General features: G+C 65.7%; 20 protein-coding genes. 8 read left to right on the top strand and 12 right to left on the bottom strand.

Going from position 1 to position 21,570, the window contains the following annotated elements:
• Window positions 1–19: 19 nt before the first annotated feature.
• Complete coding sequence (gene hutU / locus MO486_RS15285; protein WP_242909744.1) at window positions 20–1,693, bottom strand: urocanate hydratase; 1,674 nt, start codon at window positions 1,691–1,693, stop codon at window positions 20–22.
• Between the two features lie 146 nt (window positions 1,694–1,839).
• Between hutU and MO486_RS15280 the strand changes: the two genes are divergently transcribed.
• Window positions 1,840–2,421 carry a TetR/AcrR family transcriptional regulator gene (locus MO486_RS15280; protein WP_242909742.1) on the top strand — a complete coding sequence of 194 codons (582 nt, stop codon included), beginning with the start codon at window positions 1,840–1,842 and terminating at the stop codon, window positions 2,419–2,421.
• On the opposite strand, the gene MO486_RS15275 is transcribed toward MO486_RS15280, so the two are convergent.
• Window positions 2,422–2,955, bottom strand: a complete 534-nt coding sequence (locus MO486_RS15275; protein WP_242909739.1) for a nuclear transport factor 2 family protein — start codon at window positions 2,953–2,955, stop codon at window positions 2,422–2,424.
• Window positions 2,956–3,055: 100 nt separating this feature from the next.
• On the opposite strand from MO486_RS15275, the gene MO486_RS15270 reads away from it, so the two are divergent.
• The gene (locus MO486_RS15270) at window positions 3,056–4,297 is read left to right on the top strand and encodes an ectonucleotide pyrophosphatase/phosphodiesterase (protein ID WP_242909737.1); all 1,242 of its coding nucleotides are present in this window, start codon (window positions 3,056–3,058) and stop codon (window positions 4,295–4,297) included.
• On the opposite strand, the gene MO486_RS15265 is transcribed toward MO486_RS15270, so the two are convergent.
• A complete protein-coding gene (locus MO486_RS15265; RefSeq protein ID WP_242909736.1) occupies window positions 4,294–4,740 on the bottom strand; it encodes a protease inhibitor I42 family protein in 447 nt (148 codons plus the stop codon). The genes MO486_RS15270 and MO486_RS15265 overlap by 4 nt on opposite strands.
• Before the next feature lie 120 nt (window positions 4,741–4,860).
• Here MO486_RS15265 and MO486_RS15260 point away from each other — a divergent pair, with 120 nt between their 5' ends.
• Complete coding sequence (locus tag MO486_RS15260) at window positions 4,861–6,426, top strand: DNA-3-methyladenine glycosylase 2 (protein WP_242909735.1); 1,566 nt, start codon at window positions 4,861–4,863, stop codon at window positions 6,424–6,426.
• Window positions 6,374–6,877 (top strand): methylated-DNA--[protein]-cysteine S-methyltransferase, encoded by a 504-nt coding sequence (locus tag MO486_RS15255; RefSeq protein WP_242909734.1) that lies wholly within the window; start codon window positions 6,374–6,376, stop codon window positions 6,875–6,877. Before MO486_RS15260 ends, MO486_RS15255 begins: the two co-directional genes overlap by 53 nt.
• A 92-nt stretch (window positions 6,878–6,969) precedes the next feature.
• Here MO486_RS15255 and MO486_RS15250 read toward each other — a convergent pair whose 3' ends face one another.
• Entirely contained in the window at window positions 6,970–8,310 is a 1,341-nt protein-coding gene (locus MO486_RS15250; RefSeq protein ID WP_242909733.1) for a formimidoylglutamate deiminase, read from the bottom strand.
• A 59-nt stretch (window positions 8,311–8,369) separates the two neighbouring features.
• Between MO486_RS15250 and hutI the strand changes: the two genes are divergently transcribed.
• Window positions 8,370–9,590 carry an imidazolonepropionase gene (hutI, locus tag MO486_RS15245; RefSeq protein WP_242909732.1) on the top strand — a complete coding sequence of 407 codons (1,221 nt, stop codon included), beginning with the start codon at window positions 8,370–8,372 and terminating at the stop codon, window positions 9,588–9,590.
• Between the two features lie 19 nt (window positions 9,591–9,609).
• A complete protein-coding gene (locus MO486_RS15240) occupies window positions 9,610–10,806 on the top strand; it encodes a dipeptidase (RefSeq protein ID WP_242909730.1) in 1,197 nt (398 codons plus the stop codon).
• Between the two features lie 58 nt (window positions 10,807–10,864).
• Here MO486_RS15240 and MO486_RS15235 read toward each other — a convergent pair whose 3' ends face one another.
• Window positions 10,865–11,056, bottom strand: a complete 192-nt coding sequence (locus MO486_RS15235) for a 30S ribosomal protein THX (RefSeq protein ID WP_242909729.1) — start codon at window positions 11,054–11,056, stop codon at window positions 10,865–10,867.
• Window positions 11,057–11,358: 302 nt separating this feature from the next.
• Window positions 11,359–11,772, bottom strand: a complete 414-nt coding sequence (locus tag MO486_RS15230; RefSeq protein ID WP_242909726.1) for a MerC domain-containing protein — start codon at window positions 11,770–11,772, stop codon at window positions 11,359–11,361.
• An 80-nt stretch (window positions 11,773–11,852) separates the two neighbouring features.
• Between MO486_RS15230 and MO486_RS15225 the strand changes: the two genes are divergently transcribed.
• Window positions 11,853–14,021 (top strand): TonB-dependent receptor, encoded by a 2,169-nt coding sequence (locus MO486_RS15225; protein ID WP_242909722.1) that lies wholly within the window; start codon window positions 11,853–11,855, stop codon window positions 14,019–14,021.
• A gap of 92 nt (window positions 14,022–14,113) precedes the next feature.
• Here MO486_RS15225 and MO486_RS15220 read toward each other — a convergent pair whose 3' ends face one another.
• Together MO486_RS15220 and gltX are read right to left on the bottom strand one after the other, a co-directional pair.
• Complete coding sequence (locus tag MO486_RS15220) at window positions 14,114–14,599, bottom strand: transcriptional repressor (RefSeq protein WP_242909719.1); 486 nt, start codon at window positions 14,597–14,599, stop codon at window positions 14,114–14,116.
• Window positions 14,600–14,627: 28 nt separating this feature from the next.
• A complete protein-coding gene (gene gltX / locus MO486_RS15215; protein WP_242909717.1) occupies window positions 14,628–16,034 on the bottom strand; it encodes a glutamate--tRNA ligase in 1,407 nt (468 codons plus the stop codon).
• 100 nt (window positions 16,035–16,134) lie between these two features.
• On the opposite strand from gltX, the gene lpxH reads away from it, so the two are divergent.
• Complete coding sequence (gene lpxH / locus MO486_RS15210) at window positions 16,135–16,854, top strand: UDP-2,3-diacylglucosamine diphosphatase (protein WP_242909715.1); 720 nt, start codon at window positions 16,135–16,137, stop codon at window positions 16,852–16,854.
• Between the two features lie 86 nt (window positions 16,855–16,940).
• Here lpxH and MO486_RS15205 read toward each other — a convergent pair whose 3' ends face one another.
• Genes MO486_RS15205 through folC form a run of 4 tightly spaced genes read right to left on the bottom strand, consistent with a single transcriptional unit; the run spans window position 16,941 to window position 21,560 of the window.
• Complete coding sequence (locus tag MO486_RS15205) at window positions 16,941–17,735, bottom strand: ferritin-like domain-containing protein (RefSeq protein WP_242909713.1); 795 nt, start codon at window positions 17,733–17,735, stop codon at window positions 16,941–16,943.
• Between the two features lie 5 nt (window positions 17,736–17,740).
• Window positions 17,741–19,213 (bottom strand): amidophosphoribosyltransferase, encoded by a 1,473-nt coding sequence (purF, locus tag MO486_RS15200; protein WP_242909711.1) that lies wholly within the window; start codon window positions 19,211–19,213, stop codon window positions 17,741–17,743.
• Window positions 19,214–19,259: 46 nt separating this feature from the next.
• A complete protein-coding gene (locus MO486_RS15195) occupies window positions 19,260–20,228 on the bottom strand; it encodes an SPOR domain-containing protein (RefSeq protein WP_242909703.1) in 969 nt (322 codons plus the stop codon).
• 60 nt (window positions 20,229–20,288) lie between these two features.
• Window positions 20,289–21,560: a bifunctional tetrahydrofolate synthase/dihydrofolate synthase gene (gene folC, locus MO486_RS15190; RefSeq protein ID WP_242910057.1), complete on the bottom strand. Its 1,272-nt coding sequence runs from the start codon at window positions 21,558–21,560 to the stop codon at window positions 20,289–20,291.
• Between the last annotated feature and the right edge of the window lie 10 nt (window positions 21,561–21,570).

Below are 21,570 nucleotides of genomic sequence, written 5' to 3'. Positions count from 1 at the left end.
CTCAAGCGATTGTTATCCGTCAGGACGCTGACATCATCGGCAGCTTCAGTCCCTGCTCCCGCGCACACGCCTTCGCAATCTCATACCCCGCATCCGCATGCCGCATGACACCGGTACCCGGGTCATTCCATAGAACACGTGCAATCCGTCGGTCAGCGGCCTCGCTGCCATCGCAGACGATGACCACACCCGAGTGCTGCGAATACCCCATCCCCACCCCACCACCATGATGCAGCGACACCCAAGTCGCGCCACCAGCAACATTCAACATCGCGTTGAGCAACGGCCAGTCAGACACGGCATCACTGCCATCCTTCATCGCTTCGGTCTCGCGATTCGGTGATGCCACCGAGCCGCTGTCGAGATGATCGCGACCGATCACGACCGGCGCCTTCAACTCGCCATTGCGCACCATCTCGTTGAACGCGAGGCCGAGCTTGTGGCGCAGGCCGAGGCCGACCCAGCAGATGCGGGCGGGGAGGCCCTGGAAGCTGATGCGTTCGCGCGCCATGTCGAGCCAGCGGTGCAGGTGCGCGTCGTCGGGGATCAGTTCCTTGACCTTGGCGTCGGTCTTGTAGATGTCCTCGGGATCGCCGCTGAGCGCGACCCAGCGGAACGGGCCGATGCCGCGGCAGAACAGCGGGCGCACGTAGGCGGGAACGAAGCCGGGGAAGTCGAACGCGTTCTTGCAGCCTTCGTCGAACGCCATCTGGCGGATGTTGTTGCCGTAGTCGAACACGGGGATGCCCATGTCCTCGAATGCGAGCATCGCTTCGACGTGCACACGCATCGATTTCTTCGCCGCGTCACGCACGCGTTCGGGGTCCTGCTTCTGCAGGGTCAGCCACTGCTCGACGGTCCAACCGATCGGCAGGTAGCCGTGCACGGGATCGTGCGCGGAGGTCTGGTCGGTGACGGCATCGGGGCGCACGCCGCGTCGCACGAGTTCGGGCAGGAGTTCGGCGGCGTTGCCGAGCAACGCGATCGACTTGGCCTGTCCTGCTTCGGTGTACTTCTCGATGCGCGCAAGCGCGTCGTCGAGATCGGTGGCCTGCTCGTCGACGTAACGCGTGCGCAGGCGCATGTCGATGCTCTTCTGCTGGCATTCGATGTTGAGCGAGCACGCACCGGCGAGCGTCGCGGCGAGAGGCTGCGCGCCGCCCATGCCGCCGAGACCGGCGGTGAGGATCCATTTGCCCTTGAGGTCGCCGTTGTAGTGTTGGCGGCCCATCTCGACGAAGGTTTCGTACGTGCCCTGCACGATGCCCTGCGAGCCGATGTAGATCCACGAACCGGCCGTCATCTGGCCGTACATCATCAGGCCCTTCTTATCGAGCTCATTGAAGTGTTCCCACGTGGCCCAGTGCGGGACCAGGTTGGAATTGGCGAGCAGCACGCGCGGTGCATCCGCGTGCGTGGGGAAGATGCCGACGGGCTTGCCGGACTGGATCAGCAGCGTCTCGTTGTCGTCGAGTTCGCGCAGCGACTTGAGGATGGCGTCGAAGGATTCCCAATCGCGCGCGGCGCGGCCGATGCCGCCGTAGACGACCAGTTCGGTCGGGTTTTCTGCCACGTCCGGGTCGAGGTTGTTCTGGATCATCCGGTACGCGGCTTCGCTGAGCCACGATTTGCAGGAGATCTCGGTGCCGCGCGGGGCGCGGATGACGCGGTTGCGATCGATGCGGGTGGACATGAAAAACTCCGCTGGAGAGGTAATCGAGGGCCGGAATTCAGGGCCCGCATACTGGGCCGTCGGGCGCGAGAATGAAAGGCTGCCTACAATCCGCTATCCGGCGTGGCCCGCCGCGTAGTTTAAGTGTTTTCGTATACGGTGTACACATGACGCAGTCCAACACATCCGAACGCATTGCCGACGCGGCCTTGTCGATCCTCGAGAACGAAGGCGCCGGCGCGGTCAGCATGCGCCGCGTCGCCGACGCGGTGGGACTGTCGGCGATGGCGATCTATCGCCACTTCCCCAATCGCGAAGCCCTGCTGAAGAGCATCTCCGACCGCGGCTTCCTGCAGCTGCTGGACTACTGGTCCGAATACACCCGCGACGGCGATGTGGAAGCGCGGTTGCTCGGCACGCAGCAGGCCTACCTGGAATACGCGCTGGCACATCCGCACGTGTTCGATTACGTGTTCGCCGAAACCCGCAAGGGAATGCGCCGTTTCCCGGAAGGGTTCCGCGCGCCCGGGTCGCCGACGTTCAACCTGATGATCGAACTGTTGCGCGAAGGCATGGGCGAGGGCCTGTTCCGCAAGGACGACGTGCTGGAAGCCGCGATGACGGTCTGGGCGCATTCGCATGGCCTGGTGACGCTGTACCGCGCCGGCCGCTTCAGTTACGAACCGGACGAGTTCCGTGTGTTCTATCGGCGCTCGCTGCAGCGCGTGCTGGATGGTTTGAAAAGCTGATCAGCTGCCCGGGCAAGTCTTGCGACTCGCCTTCAGCGTTTCGATCTCGGCTTCGCTCGCGGGTGTTGGCGCCCCACCGCCGCCGTCGTACAGCACGTGCCATTGGCCGGCATCGTTGCGCACCCAGGTCGAGATGAAGCGACCCGCCACATAGCGCTGTTTCGCATCCGGCGCGAGATTTTCGATCCAGTACGGGCCGCGCGACAGCGCGATGCCAGTATCACCGGCGATGGTGACCGCGTCGGGATACCAGTGCAGTGCGATGCCCTTCCCTGCGATGAGCGGCGCCCATTCCTTCGCCACCCCGTCGCGTCCGCGAGCGACGTTACCGCCGCCATCGATGAATGAGGCGTCGGCATGCAGGTGCTCTACGAACTTCGCTGCGTCGTGGTCGGCGACCGATTGCGCGAAGCTTGCTTCACGCGCCCAGACTTCGCATTCGGCGGCGCTCAACTTCGGTGCGGGTTGCTCGGTTGCGCTGACGGCGGCGCTCGCAGCGATCAGGCCTGCAAGCAGGATGGCGGTGCGGTGCATGTGCGGACTCCGCTTTGAACCGGCCCGACTATCCCACCGCGCTGGGTCGGTGACAACGGACTGAAGTCATCCCGCCACGGTGCGGCTTTATCATCGCGACATGCGCCTGTTCCGATTGCTCTCCACGCTCCTGCTGGCCCTGGGGCTCGCTGCCTGCGCGAGCTCGCCGCCACTGACCGCCCGCACGCCGACGGTCGTACTCATCTCGATCGACGGCCTGCGTGCCGACCTCATCGGCAGCGGACGCATGCCGACGCTGGATGCCCTCGCCCGCGATGGCGTGCAGGCGGAATGGATGAATCCGTCGTATCCGACGCTCACGTTCCCGAACCACTACACACTGGTGACCGGATTGCGACCGGACCATCACGGCATCGTCCACAACACGATGCTCGATCCGGTGCTCGGGACATTTGCACTGCGCGCACGTGGAGCGGTGGAGGACCCACGCTGGTGGGGCGGCGAACCCATCTGGGTCACGCTGCAGAAACGTGGCGGACGCGCGGCGACGATGTTCTGGCCGGGATCGGAAGCACCCATCGCGGGGCAGCATCCACGCGACTGGCACAAGTTCAGCTACGACGTCACGGCGGAGCAGCGCGTGGATCAGGTGCTGGCGTGGATGGAGCGCCCGGCTGCGGAACGACCCGGATTCATCACGCTGTATTTCAACCACGTCGACAGCGCGTCACACGCACATGGCACGCACTCGCAGGAAGCCGCCGCTGCCATGCGCGAAGTCGATGATGCGCTCGCCCGCCTGCTGGCAGGATTCGACTCGCGCGGGCTGCGAGACCGCATCGACATGGTCGTGGTGTCCGACCATGGCATGGTCGACACCAGTGGACGCGAATACCTGGACGACTACCTACAGGCGGCCGGACTCCGCATCGACGGCGCTGAAATCGTCGCCATCGGCGAAGTGGTGGGCGTCTCGCCGCGCCCCGAACGCAGTGCGGCGCTCGAACGTGCGCTGCTCGGCCGTCATCCACATTCAACCTGCTGGCGCAAGCACGAACTGCCCGTGCAGTGGCATTACGGCAGCCATCCACGCGTTCCACCCATCGTGTGCCAGGCCGATCCGGGCTGGGAGCTGGTCACCCGCGCGGACGAGAGAGAGCGCGAAGCCCCGCACGGCGCGCATGGCTATGCCCCGGAAACGCCGGAAATGCGTGCGGTCTTCGTCGCCGACGGACCGGACTTCGGCGATGGCGTACGCATCGATGCGTTCGACAACGTCGATGTCTATCCGTTGCTGGCGCGGTTGTTGCGGATCGAACCGTTGCCGAACGACGGCGACATCACGTCGCTGCGTCCCGCGTTGCGCAACGCCGCGCGTTAATGCACGACGATCTGCAGCCGCACCGTCTGCACCGGCACGACGCCCTGCTCCCACGGCCGACGATAGTCGAGGCGCAGTTCGGCCTTGCCCGGTGCGGCTGCACGGAACAGCCAGACCTGGGTGCTGGGACTGCCGACCAGCGGTGGCGCATCGGATTTCACGGGATCTGATTTCACGGGATCGGCCTTCGCGACGTCGCGTTCCCGTACCAGCACGCCGGCCGCTGCCGCTTCATCCCATTCCCAGCTGTAACCGGTGCTCGCATTGCCCGTGAGCGAGATGCTCAGCATCTGCCCGACTTGCGCCTGCACGGGCGCAGCGCCATCGACCTTGCTCAGATCGATCGTGTCCAGGTCGATCACGGGTAATGGCGTCTGCGCGGTGGCGCAACCGGAAGTCATGGCGATCGATAGCCAGGCGAGCATGGCGTAACGGTGCAGCATGGTGAATTCCCCGGGGTGGATCCGCGGCGAGTATAGGCCGCCATCGGCCATTTCCAGGCGCCTGTATCGATGTCCGAATCCGGCGAGTCGCCGCTGCGTGGCGGTGCTAGCCTGTGCCCCATGTCGAACCTCGCCGCCATCGCCGTCCTCCCCTCGCCGCAGGTCTGCGAACAGGCGCGGCTGAGCCGCGACCCGCGTTTTGACGGGCTGTTCTTCACCGCGGTCCTCAGCACCCGCATCTATTGCCGGCCGGTGTGCCCGGCGCCGTGGGCGAAGAAGGTCGTGTACTACGCGACTGCCGCCGCTGCGGAAGCCGCCGGTTTCCGGCCGTGCCTGCGCTGCCGCCCGGAACTATCGCCCGGCGACGGCGCCTGGCGACGCGGTGATGCGGTGTTGGCGCGCGCGTTGAAACTGATCGACCAAGGCGCACTCGACGAACAACCGCTGTCGGCCCTGGCCGAACGCGTCGACATTGGTGAACGGCAGTTGCGTCGCCTGTTCGTCGAACGCCTCGGCGCTGCGCCGATCGGCGTGCACGGGACGCGCCGCCTGTTGTTCGCGAAGCAACTACTTACCGAGACCGCACTGCCGATCACCGAAATCGCACTGGCCGCGGGTTTCGGCAGCCTGCGCCGCTTCAACGCCGCCTTCCGCGAGGCTTACCGGATGGCACCGCGCGACCTGCGCAAGCGTCCCGTGGTGCAGGCGGACGAAACGCTGACGCTGCGACTCGGTTATCGCCCACCTTACGATTTCGCCGCGATGCTGCACTTCCTGCGCGGACGTGCATTGCCGGGCGTGGAGGTCGTCGATGACACTAGTTATGCGCGCGTCTTCGCGCCGATCGACGCCGGCCCGAATGCCACGCCCGGATGGTTGCGGATTTCCGCATGGCCGGACGGCGAGAACGCGCTGAAGCTCGAACTGCACGGCGCACAGCCGTCGCGGATGCTGCAGATCATCAACCGCCTGCGCCGCATGTTCGATCTCGATTCGGATCCGCAGACGATCGTCGAAGCGTTGTCGGCATGCCCGCGCCTGCGCCCGCTGTTGCAGCAAAATCCGGGCCTGCGCGTGCCGAGCGGCTGGGACGGTTTCGAGATCGCGATCCGCGCGATCGTCGGCCAACAGGTCAGCGTGGCGGCGGCGCGCACAGTGACGGCACGATTGGCGCAACGTTTCGGCCAGACGCTGCCTGTTCCCTTCGCGCCCGGGCTCGAACATCTGTTCCCGACACCGGAAGCGCTGGCCGAAGCCGACCTCACCAGCATCGGTCTTACCCGCGCGCGCGCCGACACTGTGCGCACGGTGGCGCGTGCGTTGCTCGACGGCCGCGTCGATTTCAAACCCGAGCGCATGCTCGACGACTTCGTCTCGCGCTGGGTCGCATTGCCCGGGATCGGCCCATGGACCGCGCAGTACATTGCGCTGCGTGCGCTGGGCCATCCGGATGCCTTCCCCGCCGACGACCTGGTGTTGCAACGCGCCGTGCCCAACGACGGCACGCGGATGAGCGCGAAAACATTGAATGCGCAGGCCGAAGCCTGGCGGCCGTGGCGTGCTTATGCGGTGATCCAGTTGTGGCGCGATTCCATGAACGCGCCGAAGCCAGTCAACGAGAAGAAGACGAGCCATGCTCTACACGCACATCGACAGCCCAGTCGGCCCGCTGCTGCTGGCCTCTGACAACGACGGGCTGCGCCTGATCGAATTCCACACGCCACGGTATGCGATGCGGCGCGATGCGGACTGGCGCGAGGGCGACGATGCGACATTGCGCATGACCCGGGCGCAGCTCGATGAATATTTTGCCGGCAAGCGCCGCGACTTCGACTTGCCGCTGGCACCGCGCGGCACCGAGTTCCAGCGCAGCGTCTGGCAAACGCTGGCGACGATTCCGTACGGCGAGACGATCAGCTATGCGCAACTCGCCACGCGCGTCGGCAAACCCACCGCGATGCGCGCCGTCGGCGCCGCCAACGGCCGCAACCCGTTGCCGATCGTGCTGCCCTGCCATCGCGTGATCGGCGCCGATGGCAGCCTCACCGGCTTCGGCGGCGGGTTGCCGACCAAGGAGTTCCTGTTGAATCTGGAAGGCGCGCTGCCGGCGGCGAACGCCGACCTGTTCACTTCGTAGGAGCGGCTTACAGCCGCGAGCTCTTGCCTGCGCTTGAACGTTAAAGCTCGCGGCTGTAAGCCGCTCCTACATGTAATGCCAGCGCAGTGACCTCAATCGGACAACAAGGTCTTCAGGGTGTCCCGATAACGCGTGGCAATCGCGTCGCGAACGTGATGCCGGCCATCGGCGACGACGCGGCGTCCTGCGACATGGACTTCGCGCACCAGGTTGCGATTGCCGCTGAAGATCCAGCGATCGATCGCATCATCGGTATGCACGCCGGCGAATTGCGGGGCTTCGTCATCGAGGGTGATCCAGTCGGCGCAGGCGCCTTCGCGCAGCACGCCGACTGCGTGCCCGGTAGCGTTCTCGCCGCTGGCGAGGGTCCCGCGCAGCAGGGTTTCGCCGACACTGCTCGACTCCGGTTGCACTGCGATGTTGCGATGCCGGGTCATCAGGCGCTGTCCGTATTCAAGCCAGCGTAGTTCTTCGACCGGCGACACCGAGATGTGGGAGTCCGAACCCACGCCCCAGGCACCGCCCGCATCGAGGTAATCGCGTAGCGGGAACAGGCCGTCGCCGAGATTGCCTTCGGTGGTGGTGCAGATGGCGACCGTCGCGCCGCTGGTGGCGATGCCCTGCACTTCAGCGGGCGTCAGGTGGGTGGCATGCACGAGGATCCAGCGCGGATCGACTTCCGCATGGCCCAGCAACCATTCGACCGGGCGCGCGCCGCGCAATGCGATGCAGTCCTGTACCTCGCCGATCTGCTCGGCGATATGGATGTGGATCGGCGCATCCGCGGGCAATGCAGCCAACACCGCATGCATCGCTTCTGCCGGCACCGCGCGCAGGCTGTGGAAGGCGCAGCCGACACGCAGCATGTCACTCTCTTCACGGCGCAGGCCGTCGAGCAGGCGCAGGAAGGCCTCGGTATCGTGACCGAAGCGGCGCTGCCGCTCGCTCAGCGCGCGACCATCGAAACCACCGCTCATGTACAGCACCGGCAACAGGGTCAAACGGATACCGGTTTCCTGCGCTGCGGCGATCAACGCGTGCGACATCGCCGCCGGATCGGCATACGGCCGGCCATCGGGCGCGTGGTGCAGATAATGGAATTCGCAGACCGTGGTGTAGCCGGCTTCGAGCATCTCCGCGTACAGCTGCGCGGCGACCGCGTGCACGCTGTCCGGCGTCATCCGCGAGGCGAACCGGTACATGGTCTCGCGCCAGGTCCAGAAGGAGTCTTCCGGATTGGTCTGTCGCTCGGCCAGTCCCGCCATCGCGCGCTGGAACGCGTGCGAATGCAGGTTGGGGATCCCGGGCACGGCCCAATGCTTGCTCGCGCTCGATGCCGTGGCACGCAGGCGGCCGGAGACATCCGCCGTGAAGCCGGCATCGGCGCGCCAGCCTGCAGGGGTCCACAGCATTGCGGCGTCGATGGTCGTCATGCGGCGTATTCTCGCGCATCTTGAGCTTGCCGAAGGAATGGCCCGTTAGAATCGCGGCGATGACCTCTTTCCTCTACGACGGACTGATCCTCGGCGCTTCGCTGGCGACGCTGGACGGGACCAACGGCTATGGCGAAGTCCAGGACGGCGCGCTCGCCTGGCGCGACGGGGTGCTTACGTACGTGGGGTCGCGCGCCAGGTTGCCGGGCGAACCGACGCATCTCGCGCGCGAAGTGATCGAGGCCGATGGTTGGATCACGCCCGGGCTGGTCGATTGCCACACACACCTGGTGTTCGCCGGCGATCGTGCGCGTGAATTCGAACTGCGCCTGCAGGGTGCGAGTTACGAGGAGATCGCGCGTGCCGGTGGCGGCATCCTTTCGACAGTGCGTGCGACACGCGCGGCGGACGAAGCCGAACTGCTCAGGCAATCGCTACCCCGCGCGCAGGCGCTGCTCGCCGATGGCGCGACCACGCTCGAGATCAAGTCGGGTTACGGCCTCGACTTCGACAACGAGCGCAAGATGCTCCGTGTCGCCCGTCAACTTGGTGAAAGCCTCGGCATCACGGTGCGCACCACTTATCTCGCAGCGCATGCGCTGCCGGCGGAGTTCGCCGGCAATGCCGATGGCTATATCGACATGGTGATCGAATGGCTGCCGCGCCTACGCGCCGAGGGGCTGGTCGATGCCGTCGATGCCTTCTGCGAAGGCATCGGCTTCACACCCGCACAGACGCGGCGCGTGTTCGATGCCGCTCGTGCACTCGGATTGCCGGTAAAACTGCACGCCGACCAGCTCAGCGATCTCGGTGGCGCCGCACTCGCTGCGGAATTCGACGGCCTGTCCGCCGACCACGTCGAATACAGCAGTCTCGACAGCGTGCGCGCGATGGCCACGCCCGGCACCGTCGCCGTGCTGCTGCCGGGCGCCTTCCACGTATTGCGCGAAACAAAACTGCCGCCGCTGGATGCATTCCGCGAACACGGCGTCTCCATGGCGATCGCCACCGACTGCAATCCCGGCACCTCGCCGCTGCAGTCGCTGCGGCAGGCGATGCAGCTGGCGTGCACGCATTTCAAGCTGACGCCGGAAGAAGCCTTGCGCGGCGCAACCGTGCATGCAGCGCGCGCGCTCGGGTTGCATGACCGCGGCGTGCTGCGGATCGGCATGCGCGCGGACTTCGTGCATTGGCGCGTGAATCATCCATCGGAACTCTGCTACTGGCTGGGCGGGAAGCTGGCTGCTGGCGTGTACGCCACTGGCAAACATCTCGCCTGACAATCACCAAGGAGTGCACATGCGCGTTTCTTACTTCGCCGGACTGCTGCTGATCGCATCATCGGCATCGGCTGCAGATGCTCCCGTCGCTGCGAGGCAGCTCGCGCAGGACGCGATCATCGTCGATACCCATATCGATGCGCCGTCGCAACTGCTCGATCACTGGCACGATCTCGGCGTGGCTTCCGACGAAGTGGAGTTCGACTATCCGCGGGCACGCCTGGGTGGGCTGGATGTCGCGTTCATGTCGATCTACACCTCGGCCGAGCAGGACATTGCCGGCACCGCATGGCAGACCGCGAATACGCAGATCGATGCGATCGAGGCATTGGTCGGCCGTAATCCGGACAAGTTCGCGCTGCTGCGCTCGCCGGATGATGTCGAACGCCTGCGGGTAGGCGACAAGGTGTTGCTCGCATTCGGCATGGAGAACGGCGCGCCGATCGTCGACGACCTTGGCAACCTGGCGAAATTCCACGCCCGCGGCGTGCGCTACATCACCCTCGCCCACAGCGGCAACAACCGCATCAGCGATTCTTCCTATGCGCTCGAGAAGAAGTGGAACGGACTGAGCCCGTTCGGCGAGCAGGTCGTGGCGGAGATGAATCGCCTCGGCATCATGGTCGATGTCTCGCACGTGTCCGACGATGCCATCCTCGATGTGTTGCGCGTCACCGACGTGCCGGTGATCGCCAGCCATTCGGCGATGCGCCATTTCACGCCGGGGTTCGAGCGCAACATCAGCGACGAGCTCGCCAAGGCCGTCGCGGCCGAGGGCGGCGTGGTGCAGATTCCGTTCGGTACCGCGTTCATCGATCCCAAGGCGGCGGCCGACCTGCAGGCGGAGTTCCGCGCGCAAGCGGAGTTCCGGCGTGCAAACCGGGAAGCCAAGGCCGCGGGCAAGCCGGAGCGTTCCGAAGACGATTTCGAAAAGGAATGGAAGGCGTCGCACCCGATCCCGACGACGCACATCGAGGCGGTGCTCGACCAGATCGACTACGCCGTGAAGCTGATCGGCGTCGACCATGTCGGCATCGGCTCCGACTTCGACGGCGTCAGCGGCAACCTGCCGGTCGAGCTGCGTACGGTGGCCGACTATCCGAACTTCGTCGCCGGCCTGCAGGCGCGCGGCTACAAGGACGACGACATCCGCAAGATCCTCGGCGGCAACCTGCTGCGGGTGTGGCGCGCCGTGGAAGCCGCTGCGCGGAAATGACCTGCAAATAAGAAGCCCCGCATCGGCGGGGCTTTTTTACGTCATGCAATGACGCGTCTTACTTGGCGGGAGCCTTCTTGGCCACAACCTTCTTCGCCGGGGCCTTGGCCACGGTCTTGGTCGCTGCAGCCTTCTTCACCACCGGCGCCGTGGCCGTGCCAGTCGCCTTGGCCGAGACCTGCGGACGCGCGTTGCCGTAGCTGCTGTTATAGCGCTTGCCCTTGGCAGTCTTGCGGTCGCCCTTGCCCATCGTCGTCTGCTCCAATATTCGTTGATAACGCGCCCAGCGCGAGGGCGCAGATTCTAGCACGCAGGTGAGGGACCCACACGGAGGAAAGCCCCCTTAGTAAGGGGGCGCCCCGAAGGGGCGGGGATTGGAAGCACGTAGCGGGGCCCAAGATTTGCGCAGCGAATCTTGGGATTTCATGCGCAGCATGAAATGCGTCCCCCTTAGTAAGGGGGCGCCCCGAAGGGGCGGGGATTGGAAGCGCATAGCGGGGCCCAAAATTTGCGCAGCAAATTTTGGGATTGATTCAAATGCGCAGCATTGAATCAATGCACGCAGGTAGCGTCGTGCACGTGCCCGTGGTTGAGACGCAGGTTGGCGATGTGCGCCAAGCCGACCAGGGTGCCGCCAAAGGTCATCGCAATCGCGTGCGGCACCAGCGCGTGGTGCAGAGGCGCATACATCACCCCGCTCCACAGTGCGGCCAACCCCAGCAGTAACAGTCCCAGCGCGCGGATCGCACCGTGGCGCCGATAACCCCAGATCACGCTGAAAAGACCCAGCAGTGTCGCGAACACCACAAAGCCCTGCTCGAACCCGTCGCCCAGCCACGCGGCCACGCCCAGCGACGGCAACGCTGCGATCAGCAGTGGCAGCACGGCGCAGTGGACGGCACAGATCAGCGAACCGACTGCACCAAAACGATCGATCAGACTGCGGGGATGGAGGCTGGGGGGCATTGGGGCGTGACTTCCGTAACGGGTAGCGTTGCTGTTGTTATAGTATAACATTGCTTCGTCATCCACATCTTAACCCTCTCATGCCCTCGAATCAGCGTCCTGCCCGTCTCCCCCTGGTCGTCGCCGTGGGGCTGATCCTTGCCTCACCCGCCTTGCTGGCCGCCACGTCCGGCCAGGACGACCAGCGTCACCGCGAACCTGCCGAACTCGACAAAGTCATCGTCAAAGCCTCGCCGCTGGCCGGCACTGCCGAAGACCTGGCGCGCCCGGTCGAGGTACTGGCGGGCGAGAAACTCGACGAGGCCAAGGCCAATTCCCTGGGCGAGACGGTCAGCAAGTTGCCCGGCGTGCAGTCGTCCTATTTCGGCCCCGGCGTGGGCCGGCCGATCGTGCGCGGCTTCGACGGGGCGCGGGTGCAGGTGCTGAGCGACGGACTCAGCTCCGGCGATGTGTCGACGGTCAGCGTCGACCACGCCGTCAGCATCGAGCCCTTCCTCGCAGACCAGATCGAAGTGCTGAAAGGCCCGGCCACCCTGCTCTACGGCAGTGGCGCGATTGGTGGCGCGGTCAATGTGGTCGACGGCCGCATACCGGAAGGCCTGACCGATCAACCCTTCCAGGGCCGCGCCGAACTGCGCGGTGGCACCGTCAACGACGAAGGCACCGGCATGCTGCGGCTGGACGGCAGCACCAGCAACTTCGCCTTCCATTTCGACGCACTGCATCGCGAAACCGGCGATTACGAGATCCCGGGTTTTGCCGAAAGCGCCGCGCAACTCGCCTCCGAAGGCGAAGAACCGGACCCGGCCGAGCGCGGCGTGCTACCCAACAGCGCATTGCGCACCGACAGCGCGGCGCTGGGGTTGTCCTGGATCGGCGAACGCGGCTATTTCGGCTTTGGCAGCAGCCTGTTCAACACCCGTTACGGCATTCCCGGCCACGCGCACGAACACGAAGGCGAAGAGGAGCCCGCGCTGGAAGAAGGTGGCGAGGAAGGTGGCGTGCACATCGTGCTGGACCAACGTCGTCACGAGCTCCGCGGCGGTTTCGACGGGTTCGGAGCGTTCAAGTCAATCCGCGCCAAACTCGCACGCACCGAGTACACGCACACCGAATTCGAAGGCAATGAAGTCGGCACTGTATTCGACAACGACAGCACCGAGGGCCGCGTCGAACTGGTGCACAAGCCTTGGGCCGGATGGGACGGCGCGTTCGGCCTGCAATGGGCGCAGCGCGATTTCGTCGCGATTGGCGATGAGGCCTTCGTCCCCGGGACGAAATCGCGCGATGCCGGTTTGTTCTGGTTCGGCGAACATGCGTTCGGGCCGTTGAAGCTTGAACTCGGCGCGCGCCACGATCGCAACAAGGTCGACGCCGACGACGCGATTGCGATCGGCCCCGACCGCGACTTCAGCACCACCAGCGCCTCGGCCGCGTTGAAGTGGGAAGCCAGCGACGCGTTCCACCTGACGTTCGGTCTCGACCGTGCGCAGCGTTCGCCGACTGCCGAAGAGTTGTATTCCAACGGCTTGCACGTCGCGACGGCGAGCATCGAACTCGGCACGCCGACACTGGATGTCGAGACCGCAAACCGCGCCGAACTCGGCTTGCATTGGCACAGCGGCTCGTTCCAGGTTGGCGCTTCGGTCTATCACGTGCGCTACGACGACTTCATCTATCTCGCCGATGCCGGCATCGACGAGCACGGCGGCCCGATCCGCATGTGGACGCAGGGCGACGCGCGCTTCGACGGCGCCGAGGCCGAAGTCAACTGGTCGATCGCCGAGAACAGCAGTGGTGCGTGGGACCTGCGCGTGTTCGGCGACGTCGTCCGCGGCAAGCTCACGGGCAGCGGCACGCGGCCCGTTGCGTTCACGCTGGAACACGAAGGCGAAGTCGAAACATTCAACGCTGAACTGCCGCTCTCCGGCAACCTGCCGCGCATGGCGCCGTCGCGCTTCGGCGGCGAATTGCGCTGGGAACGCGAGCAATGGCGCGCTTCGCTCGGTGCCGTGCGTTATGCCCGCCAGGATCGCGTCGCCGCGAACGAAACCGAAACCGCTGGCTACACGCTGGTCGACGCGCATGTCGCGTGGCACATCGATACTGCAGGCGGCAACGCTTGGGAAGTGTTCCTCGACGGCAGCAACCTGCTGGATGAAGAAGCGCGCGCGCACACCTCGTTCCTCAAGGAACTGGCACCGCTGCCGGGCCGTGGCCTGACCTTCGGCGTGCGCACGTTCTTCTGAGGGAGTGTCGCTTCAAAGCATGGTGATCCGGTCAGTCCACCCCTGAGCTGATCGGAATCCCCCGACCACCCGCCGTCATGGCGGGTGGTTTTTTATTTCTGGCTGGCGCAGTCCGCGCACAAGCCGTGCACTTCCAGCGTCTGCGCCTGTGGCGCGAAGCCGAGCGCTCGCGCACGCGCATCCAGCGCTCCGACGATGCTTTCGTCTTCGAGCTCGGTCGCCGACTGGCAACGATCACAGATCAGGAATGGCACGGCGTGCGTCTCGCCACCAGGATGGTGGCAGCCGACATAAGCGTTGATCGAAGCGAGTTTGTGGATGAAGCCGTGTTCGAGCAGGAAGTCGAGCGCGCGGTACACCGTCGGCGGAGCAGTCGCATCGTGCGTGGTTTTCATCTGGTCGAGCAGGTCGTAGGCCTTGATCGGGCGTCCAGCGCTGGCGATCAGGCGCAGCGCATTGGCGCGGATCGGCGTAAGGCGCAGGCCACGCTGCTCGCAAGCGCGCTCCACCTCGTGCACGAAGGCGTCGCCATCGTGGACGTGGTGTTTCGGGTCGGTGCAGGCGTGATCGTGTGCCATCGCGGGTCCGGCTAGTCGTAAGCCTGATTTAGGCCCCAACCGGCAGTTTTGCAAGGGCCGCATCGATCCGCTTCAAGGCTTCGCCCTGCCCTGCCAGGTACACGGTGTGCGAGATATCCGGGCTGACCTGGGTACCGGTGATCGCCACGCGCAGCGGCTGCGCGACCTTGCCCATGCCGATGCCCAGCGCTTCGGCAGTGGCGTGCAGTGCGGCGCTGACGTTGTCGGCCGTCCACGTTGCGAGTTGGGCCAAACGTTCGCGCGCGTCCACGAGCGGCGCCTGTGCGGCGGCATTCAGGTGCTTGGCGACGGCCGCGTCGTCGTACTGCGTCAGCGGCTGGTACCAGACCGCTGCGCGCTCGGCCATGTCCTTCAGCGTCTGCACGCGATCGCGCAACGCGACCACGACGTCGGCTGGCTTCGGGCCGCTCGCAAGGTCGTAGCCGTTGTTCAGCAGATGCCATTCGAGGTGCTTGGCGACATCACCGGGATCGTCGCTCTTGAGGTACTGCTGGTTGAGCCAGCCAAGTTTCGCCGGATCGAGACGCGAAGCCTTGGCGTTGACGTCCTTCAGGTCGAACAGCGAAGTCATCTCCGCGATCGAGAAGATTTCCTGGTCGCCGTGCGACCAGCCCAGCCGCACCAGGTAATTCAGCAGCGCATGCGGCAGGTAACCCTCGTCGCGATACTGCATCACGTCGGCCGCACCGGTGCGCTTGGACAGCTTGGCGCCTTCGGGATCGAGAATCATTGGCAGGTGCGCGAAATGCGGCACCGGTGCGCCCAGCGCTGCATAGATGTTGATCTGGCGGGGCGTGTTGTTGACGTGGTCGTCGCCACGCACGACATCGGTGATCTGCATGTCGAGATCGTCGACGACGACGGCGAAGTTGTAGGTCGGGTGGCCATCGGAACGGAAGATCACCAGGTCGTCGAGCTCGCTGTTGCTGATCTCGATGCGACCTTTGACCTTGTCCTCCCATGCCACCACGCCTTCGAGCGGATTCTTGAAACGGATCACGCGATTGGGATCATCGCGATAGCCAGCGTTCTGTTCGCGATAGGCGCCGTTGTAGCGCGGTTTCTCGTTCGCGGCAGTGGCCGCCTCGCGCATCGCCTCGAGTTCTTCTTTGGTCTCATAGGCGTAATACGCCGTGCCGGCAGCGACCATCTGCTCAGCCACTTCGCGGTAGCGATCGAGCCGGTGGGTTTGGTAGATCGGGCCTTCGTCGTAGTCCAGCCCGAGCCAGCCCATCGCCTGCAGGATCGCGTCGATCGCCGCCTGCGTGCTGCGCTCGCGGTCGGTGTCCTCGATGCGCAGGATGAACTGGCCGCCGCGGCGACGCGCCTCCAGCCAGCAATACAGCGCGGTGCGCGCGCCGCCGATGTGCAGGTAGCCGGTGGGACTGGGGGCGAAGCGGGTGCGGCAGGTCATGCGGAGGCCTGGAATACGGAATCCGGCAATTTTACCGGAGCGCGGCGGCCAAGGCTTTTGTCCCGGGCGAGCGAAGCAGGCTCCGCTTTACAATGGCGCAATGACGACGTTGTTCATTTCCGACCTGCACCTCGACGCCGAGCGTCCCGAAATCACCCGCCTGTTCGGCGACTTCATCGACGGCGAGGCGCGCACGGCCGATGCGCTGTACATCCTCGGCGACCTATTCGAGGCCTGGGTGGGCGACGATGATCCGTCCGAAACCGGCCAGTTCGTTGCCGACAAGTTGCGCGGATTGCGCGACGCCGGCGTGCCGGTGTTCTTCATCCGCGGCAACCGCGATTTCCTGCTGTACGACGACTACGCGCGCCGCGCCGGCATGACCATCCTGCCCGACCCGGCCGTGGTGATGCTGTATGGCAAACCGACGTTGCTGATGCACGGCGACTTGCTGTGCACCGACGATATCGCCTACCAGGCGTTCCGCGCGCAGACGCGCAATCCGCAATGGCAGCAACAATTCCTCTCGCAACCGCTGCCGGCGCGACTGGCGTTCGCGCAACAGGCGCGTGCCGCGAGCAAGGCGCACCAGTCGGGCCTGCAGTCGCAGGGCAAGATGGAAACGATCACCGATGTCGCCCCGGCCACGGTCGAAGCCACGCTGGCGCGTTATGGGATCGACACGTTGATCCACGGCCATACGCATCGCCCGGCGGTGCACAAGCACGCGGGCGGTACGCGGATCGTGCTGGGCGACTGGTATGAGCAGGGCTCGGTGTTGAGGGTCGATCCCGACAGCGCGAAGCTGTCTCAGCTGTAGGAGCGGCTTATAGCCGCGAGCTCTTGTGTTCGCCCGGATCGATAGGAGCTCGCGGCTATAAGCCGCTCCTACGAAAAAGGCTGCGCTTAGGGCTGTTGCAGCGCTGCCAACTCGTCCGCGTCGAAGCCTGCCGCACTACGCGCCTCCAGGTTGAACGGCCCGTGCACGCTGGCACGCACTTCGCCCAGCAATTCGCGGAAACGCGCTTTCGGTTCGATGCCGTCGCGCTCGCAATACCAGCGGAACCAGTTCGAACCAGCGGCGACATGCGCCACTTCCTCGCGCAGGATGACCTCCAGGATATCGGCGGTGGCATCGTCGCCGAGCGCACGCAGTTTGACGATCATCCCCGGCGTGACATCGAGCCCGCGCGCTTCGAGCACGCGCGGCACCAGCGCCATGCGTGCGAGGCCGTCGAGCGCGGTCTTCTCGGCCATCTCCCACAACCCGTTGTGGGCGTCAAAATCGCCGTAATCGTGGCCGAATTCGCGCAGGCGCTCGCGCAGCATCACGAAATGCCGCGCCTCGTCGTTCGCCACGCCCACCCAATCGGCGTAGTACTCGCGCGGCAGGCCGCGGAAGCGGTAGACGGCGTCCCAGGCCAGGTCGATGGCGTTGAATTCGATATGGGCGATGGCGTGGATGAACCCCGCGCGGCCTGCGTACGTGCCGAAGCCACGTTTTGGCAACTCACGCGGATGGACCAGTCTTGGCGTCGGCGGCCGGCCGGGCATTCCGATCGGCTCGGGCGGCGGCGCGTCGTCGGGGATGCTCAGTTCGCCGCGGGCGAAGGCTTCAGCTGCGACGAAGGTCCGTGCGACTTTGTCTTCCGGCGTCGCGGCGTTGAGGCAATCGCGCGCCGCATCGAACAACGCCGTCATCGCGATTACGACGCCACGCGCCGCTTCTTCTTCGCCTCGTCCGAACGCAACTGCTGGATGCGCTCGAAATAGCCCGCCTCGATGCCGGTGACGTATTCGCCGTTGAAGCAGGAGCTGTCGAACTTGCGGCCCGGGAATTTCGGTCCGGCGACGGCGGTTTCGAGATCGGCGAGGTCCTGGTAGATCAGCCAGTCGCAGCCCAGCAACTCCTCGATTTCCTTCTCGGTGCGGCCGTGGGCGACCAGTTCGTCGCTCGACGGCATGTCGATGCCGTAGATGTTGGGGTAACGCACTGGCGGCGCGGCGGAAGCGAGGTAGACCTTCTTGGCGCCGGCCTCGCGCGCCATCTGCACGATCTGCTTCGACGTGGTGCCGCGCACGATCGAGTCGTCGACCAGCAGCACGACGCGGTCGCGGAACTCCAGCGGGATCGGATTGAGCTTGCGCTTGACCGATTTCACCCGCTCGCCCTGCCCCGGCATGATGAAGGTGCGGCCGATGTAGCGGTTCTTGATGAAACCCTCGCGGTATTTCACGCCGAGCACGTTGGCGATTTCCAGCGCGGAATCGCGCGAGGTGTCGGGAATCGGGATCACCACGTCGATGCCGTGGTCGGGGCGTTCGCGCTGGATCTTCTCGCCCAGGGTGACGCCCATGCGCATGCGCGCCTTGTGCACCGAGATGTCCTCGATCATCGAGTCGGGACGGGCGAAGTACACGTATTCGAAAATGCACGGCGCGTGCTGCTGCGGCTCGGCGCAGATGCGGGCGAACAATTCGCCGCGCGCGGTGACCACGATCGCCTCGCCCGGCGCGACGTCACGCACGCGCTCGAAGCCGAGTACGTCGAGCGCCACCGATTCCGATGCCACTGCGTACTCATCGCCACTGGGGGTGCTGCGTTTGCCGAGCACCAGCGGGCGGATGCCGTGCGGATCGCGGAACGCGACCAGGCCGAGGCCGAGCACCGTCGCCACCACCGCGTAGCCGCCTTTCGCGCGGCGGTTGACGCCTTCGACGGCGCGGAATGCGGATTCCGGGGTCAGTGCATGCTGGGTGTCGAGCTCGTGCGCGAACACGTTGAGTAGCACTTCCGAATCGGATTCGGTGTTGACGTTGCGACGGTCCTGCTCGAATACCTCGCGGCGCAGCGCGTCGGTGTTGATCAGGTTGCCGTTGTGCGCCAGCGCGATGCCATAGGGCGAGTTGACGTAGAACGGCTGCGCTTCGTCGGAACCTTCGCTGCCCGCGGTCGGATAGCGGCAGTGGGCGATGCCGACGCGGCCTTCGAGCAGGCGCATCGCCTTGGCGTCGAACACGTCGCGCACCAGGCCGTTGCCTTTGTGCACGCGCAGATGCGAGCCGTCGGCGGTGGCGATGCCGGCCGCGTCCTGGCCGCGGTGCTGCAGCATGGCCAGGCCGTCGTACAACGCGGCTGCGACTTCTGTGGTTCCGACGATCCCTACGATGCCGCACATGATGCTGAGTTCCTGTTGATACGACTGCGAGTGAGCGTGGTGCTTGTTACGGATGCGGACGGACGATGCCGTCCATCCCGAGTTTGGATTTGACCTGCGCCTTCAATTGGTCCGCGTCGGCGCGGTTCAAGACCGGTCCGACGCGCACGCGCGTCAACGTGCCCTTGTCGGTGCTGACCGACTCGGTGAAAGCGCTGAAGCCGGCAGCGCGCAATTTGTCGCGCAGCGCGGTGGCGTCGGCGGCCTTGCTGAAGGCGGCAAGCTGCAGCGCGAAGCCGACGTTGCTGGCGGCCACCGGTTTGGGAGCGGCCGGTTTGGCGGCGGCAGGCGCGGCCGGCTTGGCGGTTTCGGCAGGCTTGGTCGTCGTCGTTGCGACCGCAGCGGGTTTCGCCGCCGCAGTCTCGACCTCGGCATCAAGCGCCACGACCTTGGCACCCACGTCGTCGCGTACGTGCACGGCGCGCAGGCGCGCGGCTTCGGCTTCGGCACGGGTCGCATAGGGGCCGATGCGCACGCGTTGAACGGTCTTGCCGTTGACGGTTGCCGCTTCGCGATAGCCGGGCAATTGCGAAGCCCGCAGCGAAGCGATGAGTTTGTCCGCGGCGACCGCGGTGGAGAACGCGCCGAAATTCACCGCGAAATTGCCGCCGGCGGTAGGCGCCGGGAACATGGTGTCGCTGCGGGTTGGTTCCTCGACAATCGGGGAGGCGGTGGTCTCGGCGTTGTCCAGCGGTGCGACCGGCGTAGCGAGGTCCGCGGCATCGGGATTGTCGCCCTCTGGCGCCGGTGCACTCGCATCCATGCCGACTACGCCGCTATCCGGTGCGACGCCGGGGGCGACCAGCGGCAGGTCGCGGGTTTCGTACTGCCCGGCCGGGGCGTCTGGGGGCGTCAGCGGGACGTCGGACACGCCGCTTTCCGGCGCCGGACCCTGGATCAGCATCGGCAGGAAGATCACCGCCAGCGCGACCAGCACGGCCGCGCCGATCAATCGCTGTTTCAGGGGAGTTTCCATCGGGGCTCGGGGCGACCGGCGACAGTGCCGCGTGAATTATACCCGCCGCCCCACTGCCGCTTATGAACCCAATACCTTCAGAGCCGCTGCCGCGGTGTGGAACGAGCCGAACACGAGGATGCGATCGCCCGCCTGCGCGCCAGTGCGCGCGGCGGCGAGCGCTTGCGCCATGTCCCCATGACGGGCACCCGTACTGGCGGCCGTACCTACGAGGCGCTGCGCAAACGCGTCGACATCGAGCCCGCGCGGGCCGCTTTCGACCAGGCCGGCGAGATGCCAGTGATCGACGTGTCCGGCGAGCGCCCCCACCACGCCGGTCACGTCCTTGTCGCCCAACGCGGCGAACACCGCATGCGTGTGTCCCGTCGCCGGCGACGCCTGCAACCAGGCCGCCAGTTGCCGTGCCGCCTGCGGGTTGTGGCCGACATCGACCACGATCTCGACCCCATCGCGCTCGAAATGCTGCAACCGCCCGGGCACATGCGCGGCGGCGACACCCTGCACAATCGCCGCACGGGGCAGTGGCTTGCCGAGCGCGCGCAAGGCCGCGATCGCGATCGACGCGTTGCGCAGCTGCACCGGCGCGACCAACTGGGGCAGCGGCAGATCGATCGCGTAACCCACTTCGCGCCAGCGCCAATGCCCGGCGTCGATCCCGTCGAAGAAGAAATCGCAGTTCGCCCGGATCGCGGACGCACCGATCGCATAGGCGTGGCCGAGCACGCTTGATGGCGGGTCGTCGTCGCCCAGGATCAACGGCTTCCATGCGCGGGCAATGCCGGCTTTCTCGAAACCGATCAGCTCACGGTCGCCACCGAGCCAATCCTGGTGATCGAGGTCGACCGTCGTGATCACCGCGACATCGGGATCGATCAGGTTCGTCGCATCGAGGCGGCCACCGAGGCCGACTTCGAGTACGGCAAGGTCGAGCTTGCTGCGCTGGAACAGCCACAGCGCGCAGAGGGTGCCGTATTCGAAATATGTCAGTGGTACATCACTGCGCACGGCTTCCACGACTTCGAAACCAGCGACGAGCTCATCATCTGCGGCGTCGTGCCCCTGGATCCGCACCCGCTCGTTGTAGTCGAGCAGATGCGGCGAGGTGTAGGCGCCGACTTTCCACCCCGCAGCGCGCGCGATCGCCTCGATGAAGGCGACCGTCGACCCCTTGCCGTTGGTGCCGGCGACGGTGATGACTTTCTTCGCCGGACGTTTCAGGCCCATGCGCGCGGCGACTTCGCGGACGCGCTCCAGGCCCATGTCGATCGACTTGGGATGTTGTTGCTCGATGTGGGCGAGCCACTCGGGAAGCGTGCGGGGCATGGTGTCGATGCAATAAGCG

The sequence above is a fragment of the Lysobacter sp. CFH 32150 genome (assembly GCF_022758295.1).
In the GTDB taxonomy this organism is placed as follows: Bacteria; Pseudomonadota; Gammaproteobacteria; order Xanthomonadales; family Xanthomonadaceae; genus CFH-32150.
This window is presented reverse-complemented; position numbering and strand designations above follow the sequence as displayed.

What these genes read in the sequence shown, in the direction of transcription:
- hutU (WP_242909744.1), bottom strand. Translation starts at nt 1,693, where the DNA reads ATGTCCACCCGCATCGATCGCAACCGCGTCATCCGCGCCCCGCGCGGC.
- MO486_RS15280 (WP_242909742.1), top strand. Translation starts at nt 1,840, where the DNA reads ATGACGCAGTCCAACACATCCGAACGCATTGCCGACGCGGCCTTGTCG.
- MO486_RS15275 (WP_242909739.1), bottom strand. Translation starts at nt 2,955, where the DNA reads ATGCACCGCACCGCCATCCTGCTTGCAGGCCTGATCGCTGCGAGCGCC.
- MO486_RS15270 (WP_242909737.1), top strand. Translation starts at nt 3,056, where the DNA reads ATGCGCCTGTTCCGATTGCTCTCCACGCTCCTGCTGGCCCTGGGGCTC.
- MO486_RS15265 (WP_242909736.1), bottom strand. Translation starts at nt 4,740, where the DNA reads ATGCTGCACCGTTACGCCATGCTCGCCTGGCTATCGATCGCCATGACT.
- MO486_RS15260 (WP_242909735.1), top strand. Translation starts at nt 4,861, where the DNA reads ATGTCGAACCTCGCCGCCATCGCCGTCCTCCCCTCGCCGCAGGTCTGC.
- MO486_RS15255 (WP_242909734.1), top strand. Translation starts at nt 6,374, where the DNA reads ATGCTCTACACGCACATCGACAGCCCAGTCGGCCCGCTGCTGCTGGCC.
- MO486_RS15250 (WP_242909733.1), bottom strand. Translation starts at nt 8,310, where the DNA reads ATGACGACCATCGACGCCGCAATGCTGTGGACCCCTGCAGGCTGGCGC.
- hutI (WP_242909732.1), top strand. Translation starts at nt 8,370, where the DNA reads ATGACCTCTTTCCTCTACGACGGACTGATCCTCGGCGCTTCGCTGGCG.
- MO486_RS15240 (WP_242909730.1), top strand. Translation starts at nt 9,610, where the DNA reads ATGCGCGTTTCTTACTTCGCCGGACTGCTGCTGATCGCATCATCGGCA.
- MO486_RS15235 (WP_242909729.1), bottom strand. Translation starts at nt 11,056, where the DNA reads ATGGGCAAGGGCGACCGCAAGACTGCCAAGGGCAAGCGCTATAACAGC.
- MO486_RS15230 (WP_242909726.1), bottom strand. Translation starts at nt 11,772, where the DNA reads ATGCCCCCCAGCCTCCATCCCCGCAGTCTGATCGATCGTTTTGGTGCA.
- MO486_RS15225 (WP_242909722.1), top strand. Translation starts at nt 11,853, where the DNA reads ATGCCCTCGAATCAGCGTCCTGCCCGTCTCCCCCTGGTCGTCGCCGTG.
- MO486_RS15220 (WP_242909719.1), bottom strand. Translation starts at nt 14,599, where the DNA reads ATGGCACACGATCACGCCTGCACCGACCCGAAACACCACGTCCACGAT.
- gltX (WP_242909717.1), bottom strand. Translation starts at nt 16,034, where the DNA reads ATGACCTGCCGCACCCGCTTCGCCCCCAGTCCCACCGGCTACCTGCAC.
- lpxH (WP_242909715.1), top strand. Translation starts at nt 16,135, where the DNA reads ATGACGACGTTGTTCATTTCCGACCTGCACCTCGACGCCGAGCGTCCC.
- MO486_RS15205 (WP_242909713.1), bottom strand. Translation starts at nt 17,735, where the DNA reads ATGACGGCGTTGTTCGATGCGGCGCGCGATTGCCTCAACGCCGCGACG.
- purF (WP_242909711.1), bottom strand. Translation starts at nt 19,213, where the DNA reads ATGTGCGGCATCGTAGGGATCGTCGGAACCACAGAAGTCGCAGCCGCG.
- MO486_RS15195 (WP_242909703.1), bottom strand. Translation starts at nt 20,228, where the DNA reads ATGGAAACTCCCCTGAAACAGCGATTGATCGGCGCGGCCGTGCTGGTC.